Origin of the sequence: Salegentibacter salinarum, from assembly GCF_900168115.1 — a bacterium.
GTDB classification, from domain to species: domain Bacteria; phylum Bacteroidota; class Bacteroidia; order Flavobacteriales; family Flavobacteriaceae; genus Salegentibacter; species Salegentibacter salinarum.
In genome coordinates this window covers 380,987-406,949 of sequence record NZ_FUZC01000001.1, presented here as the reverse complement: position 1 = coordinate 406,949, position 25,963 = coordinate 380,987, and the positions used below count along the sequence as shown (strand labels likewise).

The window sequence follows — 25,963 nt, the reverse complement described above, 5'->3', positions numbered from 1 at the left end:
AAATAAATTTCCGGAGCAATCTCTAAAATATCCCGAAACTTCGGGACAGGATGACGTTTAATTTTTTCATAAATTAATTAACTGTCAAGCCATTAAGCATACTTATTCTTCATTTTTACCGATTAGGGTAAAATCGAGGTGTCTTTTAACTAAATCGGCATTTTTCACTTTTACGATCACTTCATCTCCAAGCTGATAAGCCTTTTTGGTTTTTCTGCCTACAATTGCATAATTTTCAGCATCAAAATCATAATGATCGCCTTTAATATCACGCAAGCGAATCATTCCTTCACATTTATTCTCTATAATTTCAACAAAAATACCGAAATCTGTAACTCCTGAAATCACACCTACAAATTCTTTATCCTGGTGATCTATCATAAATTTCACCTGCATATATTTAATAGAATCCCTTTCAGCATTTGTAGAAAGGTTTTCCATTTCGCTGGAATGGTGACATTTTTCTTCGTATTCTTCTTCTTTTGCGGAAGGTTGTCCATCAAGATAACGCTGCAATAGACGATGCACCATCACATCTGGATATCTTCTAATTGGCGAAGTAAAATGTGAATAGTAATCGAAAGCCAATCCATAATGCCCAATATTTTCGGTGCCGTAATAGGCCTTGCTCATTGTTCTAATGGCAAGCGTATCAATCAAATTTTGCTCTTTTTTACCCTGAACATCCTGAAGTAATTGATTTAAAGAAGAAGAAACGGTTTTCCTGTTTTTAAGATTTAAGCCGTGACCAAACCTGGAAACCAAACTGTTTAAAGAAACCAGTTTTTCTTCATCGGGTTCGTCGTGACAACGATAGATAAAGGTTTTCTTTTCTTCTCTTTTTCCTATGAATTCAGCTACTTTTCGGTTGGCTAAAAGCATAAATTCTTCGATAAGTTTATTGGCATCTTTAGCGGTTTTGAAGTAAACACCAACCGGTTCATTTTCTTCGTCCAATTGAAATTTAACTTCAACTTTATCAAAAGAAATCGCACCCTGACGCATTCTTGCAGAACGCATCTTTTTTGCCATTTTATTCATTGTCAATACAGCCTCAACAATTTCATCTTTCACCGTATAGGCTTTATCCTGAATAGAAATTCCTTCTGGAACTTCTCCTTTTTCAGTTTCTATAATCTGCTGGGCTTCCTCGTAAGCAAACCTGGCATCAGAATAAGTAACGGTTCTGCCGAACCATTCGTTCACAACTTTTGTAGTCTTATCAATTTCAAAAACTGCTGAAAAAGTATATTTTTCTTCGTTTGGCCTTAGAGAACAGGCGTTGTTTGAAAGTACTTCCGGCAACATAGGTACCACGCGATCTACTAAATAAACTGAAGTTGCGCGTTCGTAAGCTTCATCGTCTAAAATTGTTCCCGGCTGTACATAATGCGATACATCGGCAATATGAATTCCTATTTCCACATTTCCATTTTCAAGTTTGCGAAAACTCAAGGCATCATCAAAATCTTTTGCATCTGCTGGATCTATGGTAAAGGTCAAAACATCGCGCATATCACGACGCTTTTTAATTTCATCGGGCTGAATAGAAGTATCTATTTCATCGGCAAAATCTTCTATTTCTTTGGGAAATTCGTGCGGCAAACCATATTGCGCCAGGATAGAATGAATTTCGGTATGGTGCTCTCCCGGAGTTCCTAAAACCTGGATGATTTTTCCAAAAGGAGAATCGGCTTTCTCTGGCCATTCTTCAATTTCAACAACTACTTTATCCCCGTTTTTAGCATCGCCCATTTTGTTCTTCTGCACAAAAACATCGGTATACATTTTTGGATCTCCAATAACAACAAAACCAAAGTCTTTTTGCATATCAAGAACACCAACAAATTCGGTTCTCTTACGCTTTAAAATTTGGGTTACTTCTCCTTCAGATTTTTTATTTCGCTTTCGGTTATAAATATAGATTTCTACTTCGTCACCATTAAAAGCTGTATTAAGATCTTTAGGAGAGATAAAAACATCATCTTCTAACTCATCTACCAGCGCATAGGCATAACCTTTTGTGGTCATATCTATCACCGCGTTATAATAATCGTTGCTTTTTCTACTTATTTTAAACTTTCCGCGTTCTTCTTCTTCAATCTGTTTTTTTGCAATTAACTGGGCTAATTTTTTAATAATACTATTTCTGCTTGTAGCATCATTAACTCCAAGTTTAGCGGCAATTTGCTTATGATTAAAGGTTTTTCCAGGTTCCTTTCTAAGGATATCTATAATACTTTTGGCAAGGTCACCCTGGTGTTGGGATTTATTTTTATTCTTTTTACTCATTTCAATATTTAAAGTATAAAATTACGGCTTCTGCATTACATGACATCCATTTGCAATTAAAGTTTTGTTAAGCGAACTGAAAATTAATCTTTTACAAGATATTTTTTACATTTTATTAACATAATTTTCCAACTGGGTAAAAACCCCCGTTTTTTGCATGAAAGCCCAAAGAAAGATTCTAAATCTTAATTTTTTCTTAATTTTAATTTAAGATAGCTGGATTACTTTTTCGTCATCTTTGCAACATCTGGTAATCAAGTTGCTATGAAAAAAGCACATAAAATATCGCTCCTCTTCCTTCTAATTTTCCTGTTTGGATTAATAGGTTTTATAGCTTCTATTAATCTCTCTTTAAATAAAAAAAGCCAGGTAAATATTAAATCGGCTCAGCTTTATATGGACCGAAACATAAGCGATTCTAATAAAAACCACATTTCTTTCATAATATTTTTAAATATCTGAATTTCAGATAAATATGGTAAAATTTTAAAATCTTCAAGAGTTTTAATTTTCAATTTGATTCATTTCCAGTTCTTTATACTTTCTAAGCTCAAACTTTTAAAATTTAAACCTTAAATTTTAATTTTAGCAGATAGCATTCAATGTTATCAACATTATATATTATTATCTTTTTTCTTCTTTTTATAAAAATTAAAACTAATGATTATTATAGGCTGTTAACTTGTAACATAATTTTTTCGAGCTTTATTTGGTTTTTAAGTTAGCTTGATTTGATAACAACTTATTAACATACTTCTAAAGTTATAAAAGGCTGGAAATCTTTGTATTTTAATATTTACTTAACAAAAGTTAATAATCAAATATTAATATCTAATTGGGATAATTTAAAAATAATTTACTGTTCACAACCTGTTTTTATGTGCTGATAACTTTGCTAAAAATAGCCGACTTATAATTTGATTTACTCAGTAATATTTTGCTATTGAATTTTAATTTGAATACCGCAAATAAGTTTCTCAGATTCTCATCAATGCTTATTCACAATACTATGTCAATACTAAAGCCCTGATTTTTAAGCTTATTAAAAAAGTAATTAACAATTGAAAATACCCTTGTTACTAAGTGGTTTTTTTACCTTTGTGATAGCTAAAAATTTAATTATGAAAATTGCAATAGGAAACGATCACGCCGGTACCGGATACAAGAAAAGCGTTGTTGATTATCTAAAAAACAAGGGAATAGAAGTTATTAACTATGGTACTAACAGTGGCGATAGTGTAGATTATCCCGATTTTGTTCATCCGGTAGCCGATGATGTTGAAAACAAAAAAGTAGATTTTGGAATTATTATCTGCGGAAGCGGAAACGGCGCCAATATGACGGCGAATAAACACCAGGGTGTGCGTTCTGCTTTATGTTGGATGGGTGAGATTACCAAATTGGCGCGTGAGCATAATGATGCTAATATATTAAGCATTCCTGCCCGGTTTGTTTCTGAACACCAGGCGGTAGATATGGTAAAAATATTTTTAGAAACTCCTTTTGAAGGTGGAAGACATCAAAAACGAGTTGATAAAATTCCGGTTGAAAATTAGAAATTATTCAATTATAAAAGAGGCCTTCTAAAAAGTCTAATTTCGTCAAGCTGAACTTGTTTCAGCTTCTAACATGTTTATATTCTGAGATAACCCCCCCTGAACGGATGGGCAGGTTAAGAATGACGATTTAAAAAGCCTTTTAGGCAGGTCTTCCCTTTTTTAATTCCGAACAAATCTTCATTTAAAAAATATGGAAATCCTTATAAAAACCTTCAATGAACTTAGTCTTGAAGAACTTTACCAGGTATTACAACTTCGCTCTGAAGTTTTTGTAGTAGAACAGAATTGTGTTTACCAGGATATAGATGGTAAAGATCAAAAGGCATTGCATATTTTGGGAACTAAAGCAGGAAAAGTAGTTGCATACACCCGCTGTTTTGATAAAGGATTTTATTTTGATGAAGCCGCCATTGGCCGTGTTGTAGTAAAAGAATTTGAAAGGAAGAATGCTTATGGACATCTCATTTTAAAAGCTTCAATTTTGGCTATTGAGGAACGTTTTGAAACGAACAATATCAAACTTTCTGCCCAACAATACTTAACCGATTTCTACGAAAATCACGGATTTATGCAAGTTGGTGAAGGTTACCTCGAAGACGGAATTCCCCATATTGCGATGATAAAATAATTGCTCGATTATCGAATTTTTATGAGCAATTATTTCAAAATTTCTGAATACCGCTGGGTATTGTTTAAAATAGATTTCGCTTCCAGGATCTCAGGATTGTGATCTACGTAATATTCATGTAAACCCTCTTTGTAGAAATATCGTTTTATAATCTCATCGGTTAAAATGCTTACTATTTCGTGCTTCTTTTCGTCTAATTCCTTCTTTTTCTGAGCATCAATTTCAGTAGAAATACTTTTATAGTGATCTAAAATATCCTGTTCATAACCTTCCTGAGAAGCGGTGGCTAAAAGTTCTCCCAGCTCCTTTTCTGTTGCGGTTTTATAATCAAAATCTGAAGTTTTCAAATAAGATTTAAAATTGTTGAAATCTGCATCAGTAAATTCAAAAGCTTCGGGATCGCTTAATTCATTTTTATAATAATATTCGGTAGCAAAATCAAAAATCGCATTTTCGGACAGTAAGGCGTTGGTAATATTGCTGTATTCAGAAGTTTCAAGTTTTACATCGGGAGAAATTCCGCCACCATCAAAAACGCTTCTTCCGTTGCGGGTTTTAAATTCATTGTAATCTTCTTTATTTGTTTTAATTGCATTTCCTTCTTCATCCCTTTCGGCATAATTTAAGGACTGTATACACCTTCCGCTTGGCGTGTAATAACGGGAAATGGTAATTTTAAGCTGAGTACCATAAGCAAGCTCTTTTGGGCGTTGTACAAGACCTTTTCCAAAACTTCTAGCGCCAACTACCACGCCCCTGTCTAAATCCTGGATAGCGCCCGCTACGATCTCGCTGGCGGAAGCACTTCTTCCGTTTACTAAAACAACCAATGGAATTTGCGTATCTACAGGTTCTTTTTGGGTTTGGTAAGCCCGGTTATATTTCTCAATAACCGATTTGGTGGTGGTGATCAACTCCCCTTTGGGAAGGAAAATATTGCTAACATTTATTGCTTCTGTTAATAAGCCACCGGGATTTCCCCTAAGGTCAAGTATAATTTCTTCTGCTCCCTGGTTTTTCAAATCCTTAAGCGCTCTAATGGTTTCTGAAGAAGCTTTGGTGTTAAAACGGGAAAGGACAATATAGCCTGTTTTTTGGTCTAAAAGTTCATAAAAAGGCACTGCTTTTAGCTTAATGGCGCTTCGGGTAAGCTCGGTAGATTTTATTTCGCCCTGTCTACGATATTTAATATTAATTTGAGAATCTGGAGACCCATTGAGTAATTCTCCAACATCATCGGTATAATCGGCTACTTTTATTCCTTCAATTTCAATAATTTCGTCTCCGGCCTTCAAACCGGCTTCATCGGCGGGATAACCTTTGTAAGGTTCCATAATTAGCAATGCATCTTCAATTACCTGAACTGTTGCACCTATTCCACTGTATTCACCGGAATTATTAATTCTCGCTGCTTCCACATCCTGTTCGTTCCAGTAATTGGTATATGGATCTAAATCGGCCAGCATTGCTTTAATTGCTGTATCCATCAAAGCTGCGGGATTGGTTTCTTCAACATAATTCATGTTGATTTCCTTAAAAAGCGTGGTGAAAATTTCAATTTGTTTGGCGATCTCAAAGAAATCAGATTTAAAACCAAAACTGCTAAAAATTAATGTAGCACCCAGCGTAACTAACGCAATTTTTTTGGCGAGTTTCTTTTTCATTTTTCAATATTTTTAAGCGGATTTATAGGAAAATCAGCGCTGCTTGTTTTCTGCTTCATTAAACTTCTCCATCACTTTTATCATTACCTTTTTAAGCTCTTCCAGGCTAATTTCGTCCCGGGAAATATAGATAAACATCAAGGCATAAGGTTTTGGAAAGTTGCTGGTTACAAGATACTTATTTTTTCTGAAAGCTTCCCGCATCAAACGTTTAATACGGTTGCGGCCGACCGCGGTTTTTACCAGCTTTTTAGGTACTGAAACCCCTGTTTTAAAATTGGTAATTTCAGGATTGGTAATGGGAAGATAGATGAGTTTTAGAGGATATTTTTTAACCGATTTCCCTTCCTGAAACAGAATATCTATCAGTTTTTTACTCTTTAGTTTTTCGTCTTTTCCAAAACTTTCATCCATGGTTCAAAAGTAAGGATAGTTTTAATTTCTCTATGAATAATTTAAGAGGAATTAAAGGTAGACTGAAGCTGAATATTTAGAATTACAAATAAGTCAACTTGAACTTGTTTCAGGTTCTAAGAGATTTAGATTCTGAAATAATCCCGAAACTTCGGGACAGAATCACGAAATAAAAACTGGTAAAAAAATTCATCAAAAAAACCTCACAGGTTTTAAAAACCTGTGAGGTCTGAATTCTAATATTAAAAGCTATTACTCCTGCCCTTCTTCTTCTGAAGTTTCTTCGGGAGTTTCGGGAGTATAAAGGTTGTTATCCCTGTTTACATCGGCCATTAGTTGAGATTCGTCAATTTCTATACTTTCTATCTCACTTAGTGGTTTATCTATGTTTAATTCATAGGTTGGACGTGCCCAGGCCCAATCGTCTGCAACGGTCCAGTTTTCGTGTTCTGCAGATTTTTCCCAACGCATTATTTGCAACGGGATATAGATCATTTCTTCTTCGCCATTAGTATAACGAACGGTAAGATCTATAGGCATTGGCATTAATTTGTTACGTTCTAGAATTACTTTAGTTGAATTTTCATCAGCTTCGGTAACTTCTTTAATTCCGTAGTCTATAGTAGCAGTGGTTCGCGTCCAGTCGTTTAAATACCAGTCTAATTCTGCTCCGGAAACTTTCTCGGCAATTCTTATAAAATCGTTTGGTGTGGGGTGTTTAAATTTCCACTCGTCGTAGTAGCGTTTTAGAGTTTTATCAAGATTATCCTCTCCAATAACGTAGCCTAATTGCGCTAAAAATACCGCACCTTTAGAATAAGCTGATGCTCCATAAGCGGCGTTTAGTGCATAACGATCTGCCTGGGTGGTTTGTGGTTGCTCCATCCCGGAATTTGCTAATCCCATATAGCTACGGTAAGAACCGGTATGCGGATTTTCCGCATAAGTTTCCATAACCTGGTTCATTGCACGGCTGGAAATATAACTGGTAAAACCTTCGTCCATCCATTCGTGTTTGCTTTCGTTTGTAGCCATTAAATGCTGGAACCAGGCGTGTGCAAGTTCGTGGGCTGTAACACCTACAAGGCTTCCAAAGTTACGTTCTCCTGTAATTAAAGTTAGCATGGCATATTCCATTCCGCCATCACCACCTTGTGCTACGGTATATTGATCCCACGGATAAGGACCAATATTTTCATTGAAAAATATTAGTAAATCTTCGGTTTTCTGCTGAAGATTCTTCCAGTTTTCCTTTATTTCATCATTGTCTTTATAGAAAAAGTGAAGTACGGTTCCGTCTGCTGCAGTTCTTTTATCGTGAATATATTCAGGATCTGCGGCCCAGGTAAAGTCGTGCACTTTTGGTGCTACAAAATGCCAGGTATGAGTGTCACCTTCAGCTTCTACTTCCTCATCTGAATAACCATGGCCAATTTCATCAGGATTTTGAAGATATCCTGAGGCTGCAACGGTATAATCTTTATCAATTGTAAGTTTTACGTCATAATCTCCCCAAACCCCGTGAAATTCACGTCCAATATAAGGCGCGGCGTGCCAGCCTTCAAAATCGTATTCGGCCATTTTTGGAAACCACTGGCTCATAGAAAGTGCAACACCTTCTGAACTGTTCCTTCCTGCACGACGAACTTGCTCAGGTACCTGGCCTTTAAATTCCATATTAAAAGTGGCTTTTTCTCCCGGTAAAATAGGTTCGTCCAGCTCTACTTCGAGTACGGTACCAACTTCTTCATAAGAAAGATCATTTCCGTTTTGATCAAGGCTGGAAACTCTTAAATATCCCTGTTGATCTTCGGTTAATTTTGAAATACGGTCTGCTACCCTTCTATCTGCATCCTGTATGGTTAATGAACGCACGTCCATTTCACTTCCCGGTTGAAAAGCGTTGAAATACAAATGATAAAAAACGCGGTTTAAGGTATCAGGAGAGTTGTTGGTATACACCAATTCCTGGGTACCAGTATATTGAAAGTTTTCAACATTCATGTCTACTTCCATCTCATAATCTACGTGCTGCTGCCAGTAGCCTGTATTGTTTTGAGCACCGGCAAGGGAGCTTGCTACAAGGGCGATACTTAATATTAATTTCTTCATTTAATTGTGGTTTTTATGGTCAAATATTAATTGAATTTATTTTGTTTGGGAAGCTAAAATAAGAGCGTTATAGAGATTCACCATTTTACCCGAAGTAGATATTTCTTTAAAATCTTTAGTGTTGCTTCTGTCGCCACCTAAGATTACATCGGCATTGGTGGTTAAACCGCTGTCCATAATTATTTGTTTAACCTGTGCAGCGCTCAATTTTGGATAAAATGAACGAATAATTGCGGCTACCCCGGCAACTGCAGGAGCGGCCATAGATGTACCCTGTAAATATTCGTATTCATTATTTGGTGTTGTAGACCAGATCTTGGTTCCCGGGGCAAAAACATCAACATTTGTTTTTCCGTAGTTAGAAAAATCGGCTACCAATTGAGAACCATAGTCAAAATTAAGAGCACCTACGGTTAAGAAATTATCTGAAATTTCTTCCGGTGCTTCAGGGGTTTGATCATTGGGATAAACGGTGTTTTCGTCTAAATTAAGTCCTTCATTTCCTCCTGCATTTACGATTAAAACATCGTTTTCTGCAGCATATTGAATGGCTTCTGTAACCCACTCAGGATTTGGAGAGAAATACTTTCCAAAACTGGTATTAATAATTTTTGCGCCATTATCTACCGCATAGCGAATTGCCAGGGCAATATCTTTATCATATTCATCACCATCTGGTACGGCTCGTAAAACCATAATTTCAGCATTATTGGCTACACCATTAATACCAGTATTATTATTTCTTTCTGCAGCAATAATTCCCGCTACGTGGGTACCGTGTTTAAGGTCTTCTTTATCCTGGGAAGGTCCCATAACATTGCCATTACCATAATCGGTATCGGTAATATCATAAGGATCATCACCTACAGGTGCACGACCATTTAATTCTAAGTTAAAATGAGTATCTAAACGTCCCGCATAATATTCAATACCTTCATCAAGCTCATCCAGTGCTTCGGGAATATTTTCGTTTACATTATTCTGAATTTGCTGCAACATGGCTTTATACTGCGCCAATTGCCCGGTAGCCTCCATTTCATTCAGCTCTTTTTTGGTATAATCTTCTTTACCAAGTTGAGAAGAAACGGCCTGATGTGCTGCTACCAATTGCTTTTTAATTTGCTCGTACTGGTTTTTGTTTTGAACAGTTTCTTCATATTCTTTCTCGTACTCTTCTTTAGCTTCCTGGTAGTAAATAAATTCAGCACGATCTGCAGTACTTATAGAACTAGCCGATTTTCCTTCGTATTTAGGCTTTAAACGCTTATAAATACGGGTGTATTCCATATTTTCTTCCACGGCATGACCAAGAAAGTTCCAGCCGTGCATATCGTCTATATAACCATTATTATCGTCGTCTTTTCCGTTGCCTGGAATTTCATCGGTATTAGTCCAGATTACACCATCAAGATCTTCGTGTTCAATATCTACACCACTATCTATAACGGCTACGATGGTTTTTTGACCTTTGTTGTTTTTAATAATTTCTGAATAAGCTTTATCAACGCTCATTCCCGGGATAGTATCGTTTACAAGATCGGCACCACCCCAGCCCTGGAGTTGAGTATCAGAAAGATCTGTAATTTTAAGCGGAATAGAATCTATATTCGCAATTGGAGTGGAAACTATTTTTGGGGAGCCACTTCCGCAGGAAGCTAAAATAAGGGCGCTTCCCATTATTAACGCAGGTTTTAAAAAGGGTATTTTCATTTATTCTATTGAATTTAATTTTATCTGAGAAATTAATTGATTTTATACAGAATTCTACTTAATTAAAAAGTTCATTAAAAGTAAAGGTTTTGTCTAACCTAACTCCTTTTTCGGTGTTTTTTAAAGTGATAATTTCATTGTGAGCATCGTGCTCTAGGAACAAATAATAACCTTTATCTGCCGCTTCTTTTAAAAACTTCTCTTTTTCGGTTAAAGTTAGCAGCGGCCGGGTATCAAATCCCATAACGTATGGCAAGGGAATATGGCCGGCAGTTGGCAATAAATCTGCCATAAAAACAAGGGTTTTATCTTTATACTGAATATGCGGTATCATTTGCTTATCGGTATGTCCATCTACAAACAGCACGCCAAAATCAAATTCCTGAGAATGTATGAAGTTTTTGTTTTCAATACGATCTAAAAAATGAAGTTGACCGCTTTCCTCCATCGGCAGAATATTTTCCTTTAAAAATGAAGCTTTTTCTCTGGCATTGGGTTCTGTAGCCCATTTCCAATGATCTTTATTGCTCCAAAATTTCGCATTTTTAAAAGCCGACTCGTAACCTGTTTTGTCTTTATTCCATTGTATAGCCCCTCCAACATGATCGAAATGTAAATGAGTTAGAAAAACATCGGTAATATCGTCGCTGTGAAAACCGTGCTTTTTAAGCGATTTATCTAAAGAATGTTCGCCCCAGGGATAATAATAACTAAAAAATTTATCGCTTTGTTTATCGCCCATCCCGGTATCTATAAGACTCAGCTTATCCCCGTCTTCTATAAGAAGACATCGGGCTGCCATATCTATCATATTATTAGAATCAGCAGGATTTGTTCTGCTCCAAAGACTTTTTGGAACCACACCAAACATAGCACCGCCATCTAATTTAAAATTACCAGATTCTATTGGGTATAATTTCATAATATTCAATTTAGGTTCTGCAAATTACTAAAAGCAAAAAACATGCACAGCTAAAATTCTATTAGCAGGCATGTGTTTAAAAGTTTCAAGGTTTAAAAATTTATACTATTCCAGGTAAACTACTTTTTCTCCTTCATCTATAGTATCGTTATAATGGAACGGCCTTTTAATTCCTTCACTATTAATAATAAAAAATGGGAGAATTGAGTTTTTATCGTCTTTATGTTGTTTTACCCATTCTCGAGTAGTAATTTCTTCTTCTACAGTTTGTGTCTTTTCTTCAAAATTACCGTTGCTAATTTTTGCTGCCCAGGGTTTTAATTCGGTTTTATTGGCAAAAAGAGAAGTAGCATTAATTTTATCGAGCATATCAACATCGGTCCCACTTTCGCTAGGAGAAACCAGAACGATTTTATTCGGAATATAAAAAGCATCGTCGGCCAGTTGTGCAGCCAGGAAGTTTATTTCGCTATTGCCCGTAAGACCAATAAAAGTGCCTTTTTCTATGGCTTTTGCATCTTCCATGGTTTCTTCTTTTAAAATGTTACCATACATACTATTGAAGCCCTGTTTTTTAGCTTCAGCAACCATTTCGCGGTTGGCATCGATTATAATCACATCATCATCTTTTTGCTGAAGTTGTTTTGCCATATACAAACCAAGTGGATTTGCGCCTAAGATTATGTAACCTCCCCTAGATTCCTGGTGAACAAGTTCGTTCCTGTTTCTTAGCCAGGTTGTAGTCCAGGTTAAGAATAGCGGCACTGTAAGTGTGGTGAAAATGGCCATAAAAACAAGAATAGAGAAAATCTCGTTTGTTATAATCCCCATTTGTAATCCAATTCCTGCGATAATAATTTCTACAGCTCCACGACCGTTCATTCCGGTTCCAACTGCAATTCCTTCACGCCATCCATAGCCGCTGGGAAGATAGAAAATAGCGGTACCAAGAATTTTACCTACCATAGCAACCAACGTCACAACTATGAGCATAAGCAAATCGGTTTGAAATACCTCTAAGGTTACATTGAATCCTGCGGAAACAAAGAAAATTGGCGCCAGAAAACCTATGGAAATATCGTGGAAAATATGATTTATATCTTTGGAAATTTGACGGTTAAAAACGCCGTCACGAATAAATAAACCGGCCATAAAAGCTCCTAAAATACTATGTAAACCGGCAATTTCAGCCAGTTCAGAAAAAGCAAGTACAATAATGAGAATTAACGTAAAATGGAGCGTTCTACTTGTTAAGTTAGATTTCATTAAAAATTTACCCAGTAATGGTAAGAGATAAATCCCTGCAAGTGCCGTAAAGACGAAGAATAAAATAGCCTTACCTGCAACCCAAACCAGGCCAAGTGTATCAATACTTCCCGCGTCTACATAACTTACAATTCCTGCAAAAATTACCAGTGCGAGTGTATCAGAAATAAGGGCACCGGCCATAAGAACATAGGCAATTCGGGTATTGAGCAGTTTTAAATCTACAAGAATCCTGCTTTTGGTTGCAAGCGAAGTGACCGCTACCGCAATAGCGACAAAAATCGCTGCCATTTGTGTTCCTCCAAAATAAATTATGGAATAATACCCAAGGACAAATGGAACAATAAAACCTCCTATAGCTGCTAAAAGCCCGGGCCAGGAAGCTTTACCAAGATCTCTAAAATTAATTTCCATCCCTATATAAACCATAAGCAGGATAATACCAACTTCGGCCAGGACGTTAATCATTTCAGAAGTTTCCATTATTCCCAGAAGGGCAGGACCAAGTAAAATTCCTATTATAAGTTCTCCCAGAATTGCGGGATATCCTAATTTTTTTGCGGCTGAGCCACCTAACCATGCACTGAATAAGATAATTAGGAGACTAAGGATATTTAATTCTTCCATAAAGAATATTTTGGTGGTTGGACCTACAAAATATCAATATTTTCGTGAATTACAGATAATTAATAATGTTAAATGACTATTAATCATAAATATGAGGTATTCTGAAATTAAACTAACTATGGCACGTCTAAGAGATATTTAAAGAATTATAATCTGATTTAATGGAAGAATTGTCTAATTGATTTGGGCAGGAATTGAACCATATAAATCCTAATTATCGGGTAAAAAGCCTGAAATCCTTAGAGAGTTGCCATTAAATCAACCTATTTTTGTAAATAGCAATTTATAGCTCAAATAATTCAGCATGTTAGAACTTGCAAGTTTGGTAATATTGGGAATCCTGGCGCAGTGGTTGGCCTGGAAGATTAAAACCCCCGCAATTTTACCACTTATTTTAATTGGTCTTTTAGTTGGTCCCATCTCCACTTTAATTAGCGAAGACGGCACCAAATGGGTAGAACCTATCTGGAATGGCTCTGAAGGATTATTCCCCGGTGAGAGTTTGTTTTATTTTGTTTCACTCGCTATTTCGGTTATTCTTTTTGAAGGAGGATTAACCCTAAAAAGAAGTGAAGTAGGTAATATTGGTCCGGTTATTTTAAAGCTTATTAGCATTGGATCAATGGTTACGTTTTTAGGGGCAGGTTTAGCCGCGCATTTTATATTTGATCTGTCCTGGCAAATTTCCTTTTTATTTTCAGCATTAATTATCGTTACCGGTCCTACTGTTATATCCCCAATTCTTCGGAATATTCCTTTAAAAACCCACGTGTCCTCGATTCTAAAATGGGAAGGAATTCTTATAGATCCCATTGGTGCGCTTATTTCGGTTTTAATGTTTGAATTTATAAGGGTTGAAGGAGGGCAGGATTTTACCCAAACCGCGCTAATTGAATTTGGGAAGATTTTACTTTTCGGGTTTACCTTCGGATTTACATTTGCCTATTTGCTGGCATTTTTAATTAAAAGACAGATAATTCCGCATTATTTACTCAATGTTTTTATCCTGGCAACCGTACTCGGAGTTTTTGTTTTAGCCGATACATTTGCCCACGAGAGTGGACTTCTGGCAGTAGTAATTATGGGTATGGTCATGGGGAATCAAAAATTACCCAATATTAAAGAACTACTGTATTTTAAAGAATCGCTAAGTGTTTTATTGATTTCTATACTTTTTATTTTATTAGCGGCAAATATTGAAATTGAAGAGCTTTTGCTGGTTTTTAACTGGAATTCACTTATTCTTTTTGGAGTAGTAGTTTTATTAATCAGGCCACTCGGGGTTATTCTAAGTTCCCTGGGCTCAGGTTTAAAAATTAATGAAATTGCATTTGTAAGTTGGGTAGGACCTCGCGGTATTGTAGCTGCTGGTATCGCCTCTTTATTCGGATTGCGATTGGCCCGGGAAGGTATTGCCGGCGCCGAATATATTACCCCTTTAGTGTTTATGATCGTGCTTTGTTCGGTTTTATTAAACGCGGCCACGGCCAGGCTTTTTGCGCGTTTGGTGGGCGTTTTTATTAAAGATTCACAAGGAATTTTAATTATTGGAGCTTCATCAATAGCTAGATTAATAGGAAAATATCTACACGATAATGAGCGACACGTAGTCCTTCTTGATAATAATTCAGATAATGTAAATAAAGCCCGGGATTTGGGCATTGATGCTATTGAAGGCAGTGTTTATTCAGATGATCTTATGAACAATATTGAACTGAATGATATTGGTTATTTAATGGCAATGACCGGCAATAGTGATATTAATAAAACCGCTATAACCAAGTTTAAAAAGCAGTTTGGAGAAAACGGGTCCTTTAGGGTTATTACTGCGGATGAAATGAATAATCCCGAGAAAAATCCGACTGAAGGTTTATTTTCTCATACCGATGATTATATAAAGCTTACCGAGGTTTCCAGGAGTTATCCCAAAATTCATGAATTAGTGCTTAACAGTAAGGAGCATTATGAGGGCTTGATTGAAATTTCTAAAACCGATCCTGATATTATCCCGTTATTTGTAAAAAATAAAAATGGCGGCCTAACCATTATTCCTTCACACAGTTCAGATGTTGAAATTGAAGAAGGATTTCAGTTGGTTTACTTAGGAAAACAAATTCAGCGTGAAGAAAAAGATGAAGAAGATTACGAAGAAACTGTAGATGCTAATGAAGATGCAAATTCTTAAAACTCAAATCTTATAAATTTTAGTTATAATTCTGGGCGTTAAAAAGAAATACTCTATTTTCTTCTATCTTTGGAATTTTTAAAAAGATTTCAACTTAAAATTGGTACAAGGAATGAATGAATTTCTGGAAATTCTTAAACACGAATTTGAACTTCCATTAAGTAATCCTGTACTGGTTTTTGCCCTTATTTTGCTTATAATACTTGTTTCTCCGGTATTATTAAGAAGAATTAAGATCCCCGGAATTATTGTTCTTATTATTTCGGGAATTATCATAGGTCCATATGGGACAGGCCTATTAGAACAAAATACGGCCATAGACTTATTCTCCAAAATCGGATTACTCTATATTATGTTTATCGCCGGTTTAGAATTGGATATGAACCAGTTTAAAGTAAACCGGAATAAAAGTTTGCTTTTTGGTCTCTTTACCTTTGCTATTCCGCTTATAGTAGGTTATCCCGTATGTTATTATTTACTGGGTTACGATTTTAATGCCAGTTTTTTAACCGCCAGTATGTTTGCCACGCATACCTTGATTGCCTATCCTATTGTTAGTAAAATGGGGGTTTCAAAAAACGAAGCTATAGCAATTACCGTTGGTGGAACCATTTTAACCGATACTGCTGTTTTGATAATCCTGGCTGTTATTATGGGAAATGCCCAGGACGGGGGATTGACCATGGATTTCTGGATTAGACTCGTAGTTTCTCTCACAATTTTTTGTGGTATTATGTTTTATTTGGTGCCAAAAATTGCAAAATGGTTCTTTACCCGTCTTGAAAAAGAAAAACACTCGCATTATATCTTTGTACTTACCGTGGTATTTCTTGCCGCATTTTTAGCTGAGTTAGCCGGGGTTGAAGATATTATTGGCGCATTCCTGGCCGGATTAGCCTTAAACAGATTGATTCCGCATTCTTCTGCACTTATGAATCGTATTGAATTTATGGGAAATTCCCTGTTTATTCCTTTCTTTTTAATAAGCGTGGGAATGTTGGTAGATATAAGCGTTATTTTAAGCGGATATATGGCAATTGTAGTAGCCTTAACCTTATCGGCAGTTGCGCTTTTCGGAAAATGGGCAGCTGCATTTTTTACCCAACTGGTATTTAAATATTGCGCAGCACAACGAAAGGTTATTTTTGGTTTAAGCAGTGGTCACGCGGCGGCTACTTTGGCAGTTATTATTGTAGGTTTTAATGCCGGAATAATTGATAAAAACATTCTTAACGGAACTATTATATTAATTCTTATTACCTCAATTATAGCAACTTTTGCTACTGAAAAAGCTGCAGAAAAACTTCTATTGGAAAACCAGGAATCCGATCCTGAAGTTATTAAGAATTCAGAAAATTATAAAAAGGAAAGCATATTATTACCGCTGGCCAATATTGTGAATTTTGAGAAGCTGCTTGAATTCGCTATTCTTATAAAAGATAAAGTTTCAGATAATCCTGTATCTATTCTTTCTGTAGTTCCTAATGATGAAGAAGCCGAAGTTAATATCGCACAGGCTCAAAATAAACTTGAGGATTTTGTAAGACAAGCATCTGCCTCAGAAACAGATGTAGATGTAACCGCAACTATAGACCAGGATGTAGCTAGCGGAATTTCCAGAAAATCACGCGAAATTATTGCTGATCTCACCGTTTTAGGATGGCCCGCCAGTTCTACTAATGAAAATGATATTATTGGAGATAAAATGGCCGGCATTATTCGTGGAACGCGAAACACTATTTTTATTTGTGAAACTCACACGCCCTGGGCTACACACGAACGTTTAATTGTAGCCGCTCCTCAAAAATCTGCTGAAATGGCCGGATTTGAATTATGGGTGAAAAAAGTGATCAAATTCTCTGAAGAGCTTAGTATTCCTATCTTGCTTTACTGTGATAAGGAAACCCAAACCGCGGTAGAAAAACTGGTAGAAAAATTAAAATTAAGGGCGCCATTTGAATTTAAAGAGTTCAAAAATTGGGAAGATTTCCTAATAATATCAAAAAATCTTAGTGCCGAAGATATTATTATGTTTATTTCAGCGCGTACGGGAAGTATAGCTCATCGTGGAATTTTAGAACAAATTCCACAGAAAATGGGAATGTATTTTAAAGAAAATACTAAGATTATTGTCTATCCCAGGGAAAAATAATTAAGCTTCTTTTTCCATTTCTTCTACCAGTTCATCGGTAATTTCCATGTTGTGATAAACGTTTTGAACATCGTCGTCATCTTCAAATTTTTCAACAAGGTTCAGAATATTTTTGGCATCTTCAACCGGTAATTCTACGGTATTCATAGGAATTCTTTGAATTTCAGAAGATTTCACTTCTATCTCCAATTCTTCGAGTTTTGCAGACATTAGTCCGAAATCATTAAAATTGGTGTAAATTGTTATATAATCATCTTCCTTTTCAATTTTTGAAGCGCCGCCTTCAATAAGTTCGAGCTCAAATTCCTCGAGGTTCATCTCGATCATTTCTCTTTCAATAGTAAAAACCCCTTTTTTATCAAAAAGAAACTCAAGCGAACCATTGGTCCCCAAATTTCCTCCATTTTTTGAAAAAATGGATCGAACTGAAGCTACGGTACGATTGGTATTGTCGGTAGTACATTCAATAAAAAAAGCAATTCCGTTTGGGCCATAACCTTCAAAAGTTACCAGTTCATAATTATCTGCATCGGCGCCGCTGGCTTTCTTTATAGCGCGTTCTATGGTGTCCTTGGGCATATTCACACCCTTGGCATTAGAAATAGCATTACGCAACGCCGGATTGGCTTCTGGATCGGGTCCGGCGCCTTCTTTCACTGCAACACTAATCTCTTTGATTGCCCGAGTAAATTGTTTTGCTCTCCTTTTATCCTGCGCTCCTTTTCGGTGCTTTATATTCGCCCATTTGCTATGTCCCGCCATTGGATCCAATTTTAGTCTGTAGTTGGTAGACTAACAAAAATAAGAAAATGTAGAAAATCAAAAAACCTCACAAATAGCTGTGAGGTTTTTGTAAGTATATAAAAAGTTTAAATCTTAGTCATTCAACTTTAGTACGGCCATAAAAGCTTCCTGTGGGATCTCCACATTTCCTACCTGGCGCATACGTTTTTTACCTTTTTTCTGCTTTTCAAGAAGTTTTCGCTTACGGGAAATATCACCACCATAACATTTAGCGGTAACATCTTTTCTAAGTGCTTTTACCGTTTCCCGGGCAATAATTTTTGCACCAATTGCCGCCTGAATTGGAATATCAAACTGCTGTCTCGGTATCAACTCCTTCAGTTTTTCACACATTTTCTTACCAATATCGTAAGCGTTGTCCACGTGAAGCAAGGCTGATAGTGCATCTACAATATTTCCGTTTAATAAAACGTCTACTTTAACCAGTTTTGACTGGCGCATTCCTATTGGCGAATAATCAAAAGACGCATAACCACGGGAAACTGTTTTTAGACGATCGTAAAAGTCAAAAACAATTTCAGCTAGAGGCATATCAAAAGAAAGTTCAACCCTTTCTGTAGTAAGATATGTTTGGTTAGTAATTTCGCCTCTTTTTTCAATACAAAGGGACATTACATTCCCTACATAATCAGCTTTGGTGATTATTGTAGCTTTAATATAAGGTTCTTCCACACGGTTAAGTGAAGAAGGTTCTGGTAAATCTGAAGGATTATTAACTAAAATACGTTCATCCGGATTTTTATTAGTGTAGGCGTGATAAGACACGTTGGGAACGGTGGTAATCACCGTCATATCAAATTCCCTTTCCAGGCGTTCCTGAATAATTTCCAGGTGAAGCATTCCTAAGAATCCACATCTAAATCCGAAGCCTAAAGCTGCAGAACTTTCAGGTAAAAATACCAGGGAAGCATCATTTAACTGAAGCTTTTCCATAGAACTGCGCAGTTCTTCATAATCCTCGGTATCTACTGGATAAATTCCTGCAAAAACCATAGGTTTTACATCCTCAAACCCAGCTACGGCTTCGGTCGTTGGATTTTTGGCATCGGTAATCGTATCACCAACTTTTACTTCGCGGGCATCTTTAATTCCGGTAATTAGGTAACCAACATCACCGGTCTTAATTTCCTGACGCGGAAATTGCTTTAAACGAAGTGTTCCCACTTCATCGGCGAAATAGTTTTTATTTGTGGCCACAAATTTAATGTTCTGGCCTTTTTTGATAGATCCGTTAATTACCCTGAAATAAGTTTCAACACCGCGAAATGGATTATAAACCGAATCAAATATCAAAGCTCTTAAAGGAGCATCTACTTTTCCGCTTGGCGGGGGAACCCTTGTAATAATCGCGGCCAGAATTTCTTCAATTCCCAATCCGGTTTTTGCACTGGCAGGAATAATATCTGAGTGTTCACATCCTAAAAGATCTACAATATCATCGCTTACAACTTCTGGATTAGCACTTGGTAAATCTACTTTATTAAGCACCGGGATAATTTCAAGATCATTTTCTAGGGCCAGGTAAAGGTTAGAAATGGTTTGCGCCTGTATACTTTGAGCCGCATCTACTACCAGCAAAGCACCTTCACAGGCCGCGATAGATCGGGAAACTTCGTAAGAGAAATCTACGTGTCCCGGAGTATCAATAAGGTTTAAAACATACTGTTCGCCCTCATATTCATAGTCCATCTGTATTGCGTGACTTTTAATAGTAATACCACGCTCACGTTCTAAATCCATACTGTCCAGGAGTTGTTCCTGTTTTTCACGATCGGTTACAGAACCGGTAAAGTCCAGTAAACGGTCTGCCAGGGTACTTTTTCCGTGGTCAATATGTGCGATTATACAGAAGTTTCTAATATGCTTCATCGGGTATTTTTAGTAATTGAATTCCTTAAAAGGTAATCAACAAATTTAAGTTTACAAATATAGTTTATTTCATAGTCCTAAAAAGAAAGATAGAAAATAAGAATACGGAAAACCGATTTTTGAAATTATCCCTTTTGCAATAATTCATTTAAATAAAAAAATGGTTAATCTTTTAGTTAATTATAAAAAAACTTACTTAAGTGTGTAGCGGTTGTAAAAAAGTTTCTTTTTTTTGTAAGAAACAATTATGTTAGAGTTTTATTAAAAAGGCGTTAAGTTTAACCCAAAACTAAATTCTCACATTACATAAGATAAATACCTATGGCAGTTGAAACCGCAACCAACCAGAACAACACCAGTAGATCTATAGTTATAATTGGGGTGTTATTTTTCATCTTTGGCTTTGTCACCTGGCTAAACTCTGTGCTTATTCCCTTTTTAAAAACAGCCAGCCAGTTAAATAACTTTGAATCTTATTTAGTGGCCTTTGCATCTTATATCTCATATTTCGTAATGGCAATCCCATCAGCCTGGGTTTTAAAGAAAACAGGTTTTAAAAATGGGATGTCCCTTGGACTTGTAGTTATGGCTATTGGGGCTTTAATATTTATCCCGGCCGCAATGTCCAGGACCTACGCGATGTTCCTTTTTGGATTGTTCGTTCAGGGAACAGGGCTGGCTTTACTTCAATCGGCAGCTAATCCTTATATCACCATCCTTGGACCTATTGAAAGTGCTGCGAAACGAATTAGTATCATGGGAATTTGTAACAAAGTTGCCGGTGCCTTGGCTCCAATTATTTTTGGTGCGATTTTGCTGAAAAATATGGACGCGGTAGAAGCCAGGTTGGAAGGTATGGGTGCATCCGCAAAAGCTGCTGAATTAGATGAACTTGCTTCACTCGTGATTACACCATATATAGTTATGGCGGTAATTCTGGTTGGGCTTTCAGTTCTTATTTATTATTCAGCTTTACCTGAAATTGAAACCGATGGAGAAGATGATACCCTTGCTGCTGCGAATAAAAGTAAAACTAGTGTACTCCAGTTTCCAAATTTATTACTAGGGACTCTTGCGATGTTCCTGTATGTTGGGGTAGAAGTAATTGCAGGAGATACTGTAATAAGTTACGCACGTGATGGGCATGATATTGCAACTGATGTCGCTAAATATTTTACTACGTATACCTTAATTGCGATGATTGTGGGTTATTTAATAGGGACGGTAACTATTCCAAAATATATAAGTCAGCAGAAAGCATTGCAAATTTCGGGTATACTTGGTATTATTCTCGGTTTAGCCGCAATTTTCACCGACGGATATGTCTCAGTGCTTTGTATTTCCCTCTTAGGTTTAGCAAATGCTTTGGTATTTCCCGCTATCTGGCCTTTAGCCCTTCACGGACTGGGTAGGTTTACCAAAATGGGATCTTCATTTTTAATAATGGCACTTGCCGGTGGAGCTATTTTACCACTTATTTATGGTTACCTGGCAGATACTTTTGATCCACAATCGGCTTACTGGATAGTAATACCGAGTTACCTGTATATCTGGTTTTTTGCTGCAAAAGGGCATAAAATAAAGTAACGGCCTCGGAGTAAACCTACGAAGGAATTAATGGAAATAGTCTTTGATTTCGAGGTGAATCTTGGAGTATTTCAATCTCGATTTTTGAGTAAAATATTGTTATTATGAAAAGTTTAAAGTTAAGTGTTAGTTTAGTTTTTTTAATGTTATTTCAGTGGGGTTCTTCCGCACAAGAACCCCAAACTGAAAAACCGGCAATCATTCCGCAGCCGGCAGAAATTGAGTGGAAGGAAGATTTCTTCACACTCCAGGAAAGAACAGTGGTTTGTTTTAATTCTGGTGCAGAAGCATCGGCTGCCTGGCTGCAGCGATTGTTGAAAAATACTTATACGCAAAGTTATACTATGAGAGGCGAAAATTGTAACGGATTTAACCTTAATCTTGATCCAAACCTGGAAGAAACCTTAGGTCAGGAAGGTTATAATTTAGATATTTCTTCTAGTGTGGTTAGTTTAGAAGCGGCTTCAGAAGCAGGACTGTTCTATGGAATCCAAACCATACGCCAAATGTTTCCGGCTGAAATTGAAAATAAAAAAGTTTCAGAAGAAATTAAACTTCCGCAGGGAACAATTTCCGATAGACCAAAATACGAGTGGCGGGGTTCTATGCTGGATATTGCCCGTAGTTTTTTTGGCCCCGATTATATTAAAAAGCACCTGGACAGGATGGCTTTTTACAAATTAAACCGACTTCATTTACATTTAACCGATGACCAGGGTTGGCGTATAGAAATAAAACAAAAACCAAAACTAACCGAACTTGGAAGTAAAGGCGCCGTTAAAGGTGGTCGTTCTGGCTATTTAACGCAGGAAGAGTATAAAGAAATTCAGGAATATGCTACAGCCAGAAATATAGTGATCGTCCCTGAAATTGATATGCCCGGTCATATTTATTCAGCCTTAATGACTTATCCCGAATTAAATTGCGATGAATTTGCCAATATAGAACCGAGCTTGGCCACGCCGCCAGAACTATATCACGATTATACAGTTGGCTGGAGCAAATTATGCCTGGAGAAACCGGAAATCTATGATTTTGTTGCAACAATTCTAGGCGAAATGGCTGAAATTACCACTGGCGAATATTTACATATTGGAGGAGATGAAATTGAAGATGAACGCTATAAAGAATTTGTGGTAAAAGCTGATTCTATTGTCCGCGGTTTAGGTAAAACAACAATTGGCTGGGAAGAAGTTACCCAGGCAGAAGTAGATAGCACTTTTATTAGTCAGCGTTGGACCGGGAAAACTGAAAGTGTGGTTAACACTCGTGTTATAGAGTCAATTTGTTCTAGCTTTTATTTTGATCATGCAAATATTCCCGGTCAGGAATTTACAAATAATTGGTGCCAGGAAAGAGGAGTTTCTTTGAAGGATGCCTATACTTTTAAAGCTAAAAATCCGAATACTATAGGAGTAGAAGCACCGGTTTGGACCGAAAAAGTTCTTTCTAATGAAGCTGCAGACGATAGGTTCTGGCCCCGAACTATAGCCCTGGCAGAAGTAGGTTGGAGTGAAGATGAAAATAAAGATTATATAAAGTTTCTAAAACGATTAGGTGAACATGGATTGAGATTGGACCTTATGGATGTGCACTACTTTAGAACGCCAGATGTAGAATGGAACAGTGATAGAAATAAAGGTGTTTTTTCGGAATATATGCCGGAATCCAGATGGTAACTTTTAACTGAACTTTAAATGGAAAATAAAAACCCTGATACAGAAAGGACTTCAAATTACAATGATTTGGAGAAAATGAGTACTGCAGATCTTCTTAGGAATATAAATAAGGAAGATAAGACGGTACCTGAAAGTGTTGAGAAGCAAATTCCAGCAATTGAAACGCTGGTAGATAAAATAGTTACCAAAATGGAAGTGGGTGGCCGACTTTTTTATATAGGCGCCGGAACCAGTGGCAGGTTAGGAGTTTTAGATGCTTCAGAATGTCCGCCTACTTTTGGAGTTTCAGATCAAATGGTAATCGGTTTAATAGCCGGTGGCGATACTGCCCTTAGAAATGCCGTAGAAAATGCTGAAGATGATACAGCACAAGCATGGAAAGACCTTCAGTCATATAATGTTTCTGAAAAAGATGTTTTGGTTGGGATTGCCGCTTCAGGAACAACCCCTTATGTGATAGGCGGAATTAAAGAAGCTCGTAAAAATGGAATTATTACCGGCTGTGTTACATGTAGCTCTGGAAGTCCGTTAGCAGAAGCCAGTGAATTTCCTGTTGAAGTTGTTACCGGACCCGAATTCGTTACAGGAAGCACAAGAATGAAAGCGGGGACTGCTCAAAAGTTGGTTTTAAATATGATTTCTACTTCGGTAATGATAAAATTAGGCCGGGTAAAGGGCAATAAAATGGTTGATATGCAACTTTCTAATAAAAAATTAGTCAGCCGTGGCACCCGTATGATCATGGAGGAATTAGGTATTGGAGAAAAAGAAGCTGCTGGCTTACTTCAGGAATACGGGAACGTTCGGAAGGCTGTTTTGGCTTACCGAAAAGCTTAATTTTGTATTGCCAATATAAGGTTGCATCTTCCGTTACTTATTCAAAATCTACACGATGAAAAAAACAATTCTTTCCCTACTTGTGCTTTTTATGTTTTTCTTTTCCTGTAAAACAGCCAAAGATGCACCTCAACCCCAACCGCCGGTGACACCGGAACCTGAAGAGGTGGTTGAAGAAATTCCGGAAGAAATAGAGGCTCCTGAAACTCCAAAAGATGAGGTGAAATGGGATCCAAAAACTCCTAAAAATATTGAAGAATTCCGTGCTGCCTGGGTGGCTACCGTTGCTAATATTAACTGGCCCAGCAAACCGGGACTTTCTACTTCAGAGCAGCAAAAAGAAGCCCTGGAACTTTTAGATTTTTTAGAAGAACACAATTTTAACGCGGTAGTTTTCCAGGTACGTCCGCAGGCTGATGCTCTTTATGACAGTGAAATAGAACCTTGGTCTTATTACCTGACCGGCGAACAGGGCGAAGCACCTGAACCTTATTACGATCCGCTTAAATTCTGGGTAAATGCAGCTCACGAGCGTGGCCTTGAATTACACGTTTGGTTAAATCCATATCGTGCGCATCATACCGCTGGAAAGGAAATCAGTGAAAAATCTGTAATTAAAACCAATCCGGATCTTGTAGTAGAACTGGAAAACGGAATGTGGTGGATGGATCCAGCTCAAAAGGGAACCCAGGATCGTTCTTCAGAAGTAGTGATGGATATCGTGAAACGATACGATATAGATGGCGTTCACTTTGATGATTATTTTTATCCTTACGATTCTTATAACAATGGTAAAGATTTTCCGGATGATCTCAGCTGGAGGGCCTACCAGACAGCTGGTGGCAAGCTATCTCGTGGAGATTGGCGACGTGAAAGTGTGAATGTTTTTATCAAAAGGATTTATGAAGAAATAAAAGCTGAAAAACCCCATGTAAAATTCGGGTTAAGCCCATTTGGAATCTGGCGCCCGGGTTACCCTGAATCGATTCAGGGTTACGATCAATATGATAAATTATATGCCGATGCAAAGTTGTGGTTAAATGAAGGCTGGATAGATTATTATACGCCGCAATTGTATTGGAAAATTAGTCAGCTTGGTCAGAGTTTCCCCGAATTATTAGGTTGGTGGAAAAGTGAAAATACCAAAAATCGCCATTTATGGCCGGGAATGAATGTTGGTGGAGAGGGAGATGAGATGCATATAACCGAAGTGATCAATCAGATAATGATTACCCGCGGCATGCTTCCGGAAAATAAAGGCGCCGTACACTGGAGTATTGCCCCGCTTTTAAAATATAATAAACTTGCAGAAGCTATAAAAGAAGGTCCGTATAAAAAGAAAATGCTGGTTCCTCCAAGCCCGTGGTTGGATAATACGCCTCCAGCAATTCCTAGTGTTACTGCAAACGAAAACCGCGATAAAATTGAAATTACCTGGGGTGTGGAAAACGATTCCGATATAAAACAATGGGTGGTTTATTTTAAATATGAAACAGGAAACTGGGATTATAAAATTCTAAATGCTGATAAAAGAAGTCAGGATTTACAAAAGGAAGTAGGAGAGAAGAAGCGAAAACTTCAAAAGATTGGGGTTACTGCAGTAGATCGTACCGGTAACCAAAGTGAATTTATAGAAATTGAGATCAACTAACAAGT

17 protein-coding genes are annotated in these 25,963 nt (G+C 37.0%); 8 read left to right on the top strand and 9 right to left on the bottom strand.

Annotated features, from left to right (window positions below):
• Nucleotides 1–102: 102 nt before the first annotated feature.
• Nucleotides 103–2,292 (bottom strand): ribonuclease R, encoded by a 2,190-nt coding sequence (rnr, locus tag B5X53_RS01735; protein ID WP_079711505.1) that lies wholly within the window; start codon nt 2,290–2,292, stop codon nt 103–105.
• 1,121 nt (nt 2,293–3,413) lie between these two features.
• On the opposite strand from rnr, the gene rpiB reads away from it, so the two are divergent.
• Both rpiB and B5X53_RS01720 read left to right on the top strand, forming a co-directional pair.
• Nucleotides 3,414–3,848 carry a ribose 5-phosphate isomerase B gene (gene rpiB, locus B5X53_RS01725; RefSeq protein ID WP_079711721.1) on the top strand — a complete coding sequence of 145 codons (435 nt, stop codon included), beginning with the start codon at nt 3,414–3,416 and terminating at the stop codon, nt 3,846–3,848.
• Between the two features lie 193 nt (nt 3,849–4,041).
• Complete coding sequence (locus tag B5X53_RS01720) at nt 4,042–4,479, top strand: GNAT family N-acetyltransferase (protein WP_079711503.1); 438 nt, start codon at nt 4,042–4,044, stop codon at nt 4,477–4,479.
• Between the two features lie 29 nt (nt 4,480–4,508).
• Here B5X53_RS01720 and B5X53_RS01715 read toward each other — a convergent pair whose 3' ends face one another.
• From B5X53_RS01715 to B5X53_RS01690, 6 genes are all read right to left on the bottom strand, one after another.
• On the bottom strand, nt 4,509–6,143 hold the full coding sequence (locus B5X53_RS01715) for a S41 family peptidase (RefSeq protein ID WP_079711502.1): 1,635 nt from the start codon (nt 6,141–6,143) through the stop codon (nt 4,509–4,511).
• A gap of 33 nt (nt 6,144–6,176) precedes the next feature.
• Nucleotides 6,177–6,557, bottom strand: a complete 381-nt coding sequence (rnpA, locus tag B5X53_RS01710; RefSeq protein WP_079711501.1) for a ribonuclease P protein component — start codon at nt 6,555–6,557, stop codon at nt 6,177–6,179.
• Nucleotides 6,558–6,809: 252 nt separating this feature from the next.
• Nucleotides 6,810–8,669, bottom strand: coding sequence for a M1 family metallopeptidase (locus B5X53_RS01705; RefSeq protein ID WP_079711500.1), 1,860 nt, complete (start codon nt 8,667–8,669; stop codon nt 6,810–6,812).
• Nucleotides 8,670–8,705: 36 nt separating this feature from the next.
• On the bottom strand, nt 8,706–10,379 hold the full coding sequence (locus B5X53_RS01700) for a S8 family peptidase (protein WP_079711499.1): 1,674 nt from the start codon (nt 10,377–10,379) through the stop codon (nt 8,706–8,708).
• Between the two features lie 58 nt (nt 10,380–10,437).
• Nucleotides 10,438–11,301, bottom strand: a complete 864-nt coding sequence (locus tag B5X53_RS01695) for an MBL fold metallo-hydrolase (RefSeq protein WP_079711498.1) — start codon at nt 11,299–11,301, stop codon at nt 10,438–10,440.
• 105 nt (nt 11,302–11,406) lie between these two features.
• Nucleotides 11,407–13,194 (bottom strand): cation:proton antiporter, encoded by a 1,788-nt coding sequence (locus B5X53_RS01690; protein WP_079711497.1) that lies wholly within the window; start codon nt 13,192–13,194, stop codon nt 11,407–11,409.
• A gap of 304 nt (nt 13,195–13,498) precedes the next feature.
• Between B5X53_RS01690 and B5X53_RS01685 the strand changes: the two genes are divergently transcribed.
• Together B5X53_RS01685 and B5X53_RS01680 are read left to right on the top strand one after the other, a co-directional pair.
• Nucleotides 13,499–15,379 (top strand): cation:proton antiporter, encoded by a 1,881-nt coding sequence (locus tag B5X53_RS01685; protein ID WP_079711496.1) that lies wholly within the window; start codon nt 13,499–13,501, stop codon nt 15,377–15,379.
• 112 nt (nt 15,380–15,491) lie between these two features.
• Nucleotides 15,492–17,531, top strand: coding sequence for a cation:proton antiporter (locus B5X53_RS01680; protein ID WP_079711495.1), 2,040 nt, complete (start codon nt 15,492–15,494; stop codon nt 17,529–17,531).
• Here B5X53_RS01680 and B5X53_RS01675 read toward each other — a convergent pair whose 3' ends face one another.
• Nucleotides 17,532–18,293, bottom strand: coding sequence for a YebC/PmpR family DNA-binding transcriptional regulator (locus B5X53_RS01675; protein ID WP_079711720.1), 762 nt, complete (start codon nt 18,291–18,293; stop codon nt 17,532–17,534).
• A gap of 114 nt (nt 18,294–18,407) precedes the next feature.
• Entirely contained in the window at nt 18,408–20,204 is a 1,797-nt protein-coding gene (gene lepA, locus B5X53_RS01670; RefSeq protein ID WP_079711494.1) for a translation elongation factor 4, read from the bottom strand.
• 321 nt (nt 20,205–20,525) lie between these two features.
• Here lepA and B5X53_RS01665 point away from each other — a divergent pair, with 321 nt between their 5' ends.
• From B5X53_RS01665 to B5X53_RS01650, 4 genes are all read left to right on the top strand, one after another.
• Nucleotides 20,526–21,791 carry a sugar MFS transporter gene (locus B5X53_RS01665; RefSeq protein WP_079711493.1) on the top strand — a complete coding sequence of 422 codons (1,266 nt, stop codon included), beginning with the start codon at nt 20,526–20,528 and terminating at the stop codon, nt 21,789–21,791.
• Between the two features lie 104 nt (nt 21,792–21,895).
• A complete protein-coding gene (locus B5X53_RS01660; protein WP_079711492.1) occupies nt 21,896–23,470 on the top strand; it encodes a beta-N-acetylhexosaminidase in 1,575 nt (524 codons plus the stop codon).
• A gap of 18 nt (nt 23,471–23,488) precedes the next feature.
• A complete protein-coding gene (gene murQ, locus B5X53_RS01655; protein WP_079711491.1) occupies nt 23,489–24,307 on the top strand; it encodes an N-acetylmuramic acid 6-phosphate etherase in 819 nt (272 codons plus the stop codon).
• 55 nt (nt 24,308–24,362) lie between these two features.
• Nucleotides 24,363–25,958 carry a glycoside hydrolase family 10-like protein gene (locus tag B5X53_RS01650; protein WP_079711490.1) on the top strand — a complete coding sequence of 532 codons (1,596 nt, stop codon included), beginning with the start codon at nt 24,363–24,365 and terminating at the stop codon, nt 25,956–25,958.
• The last annotated feature ends 5 nt before the right edge of the window (nt 25,959–25,963 follow it).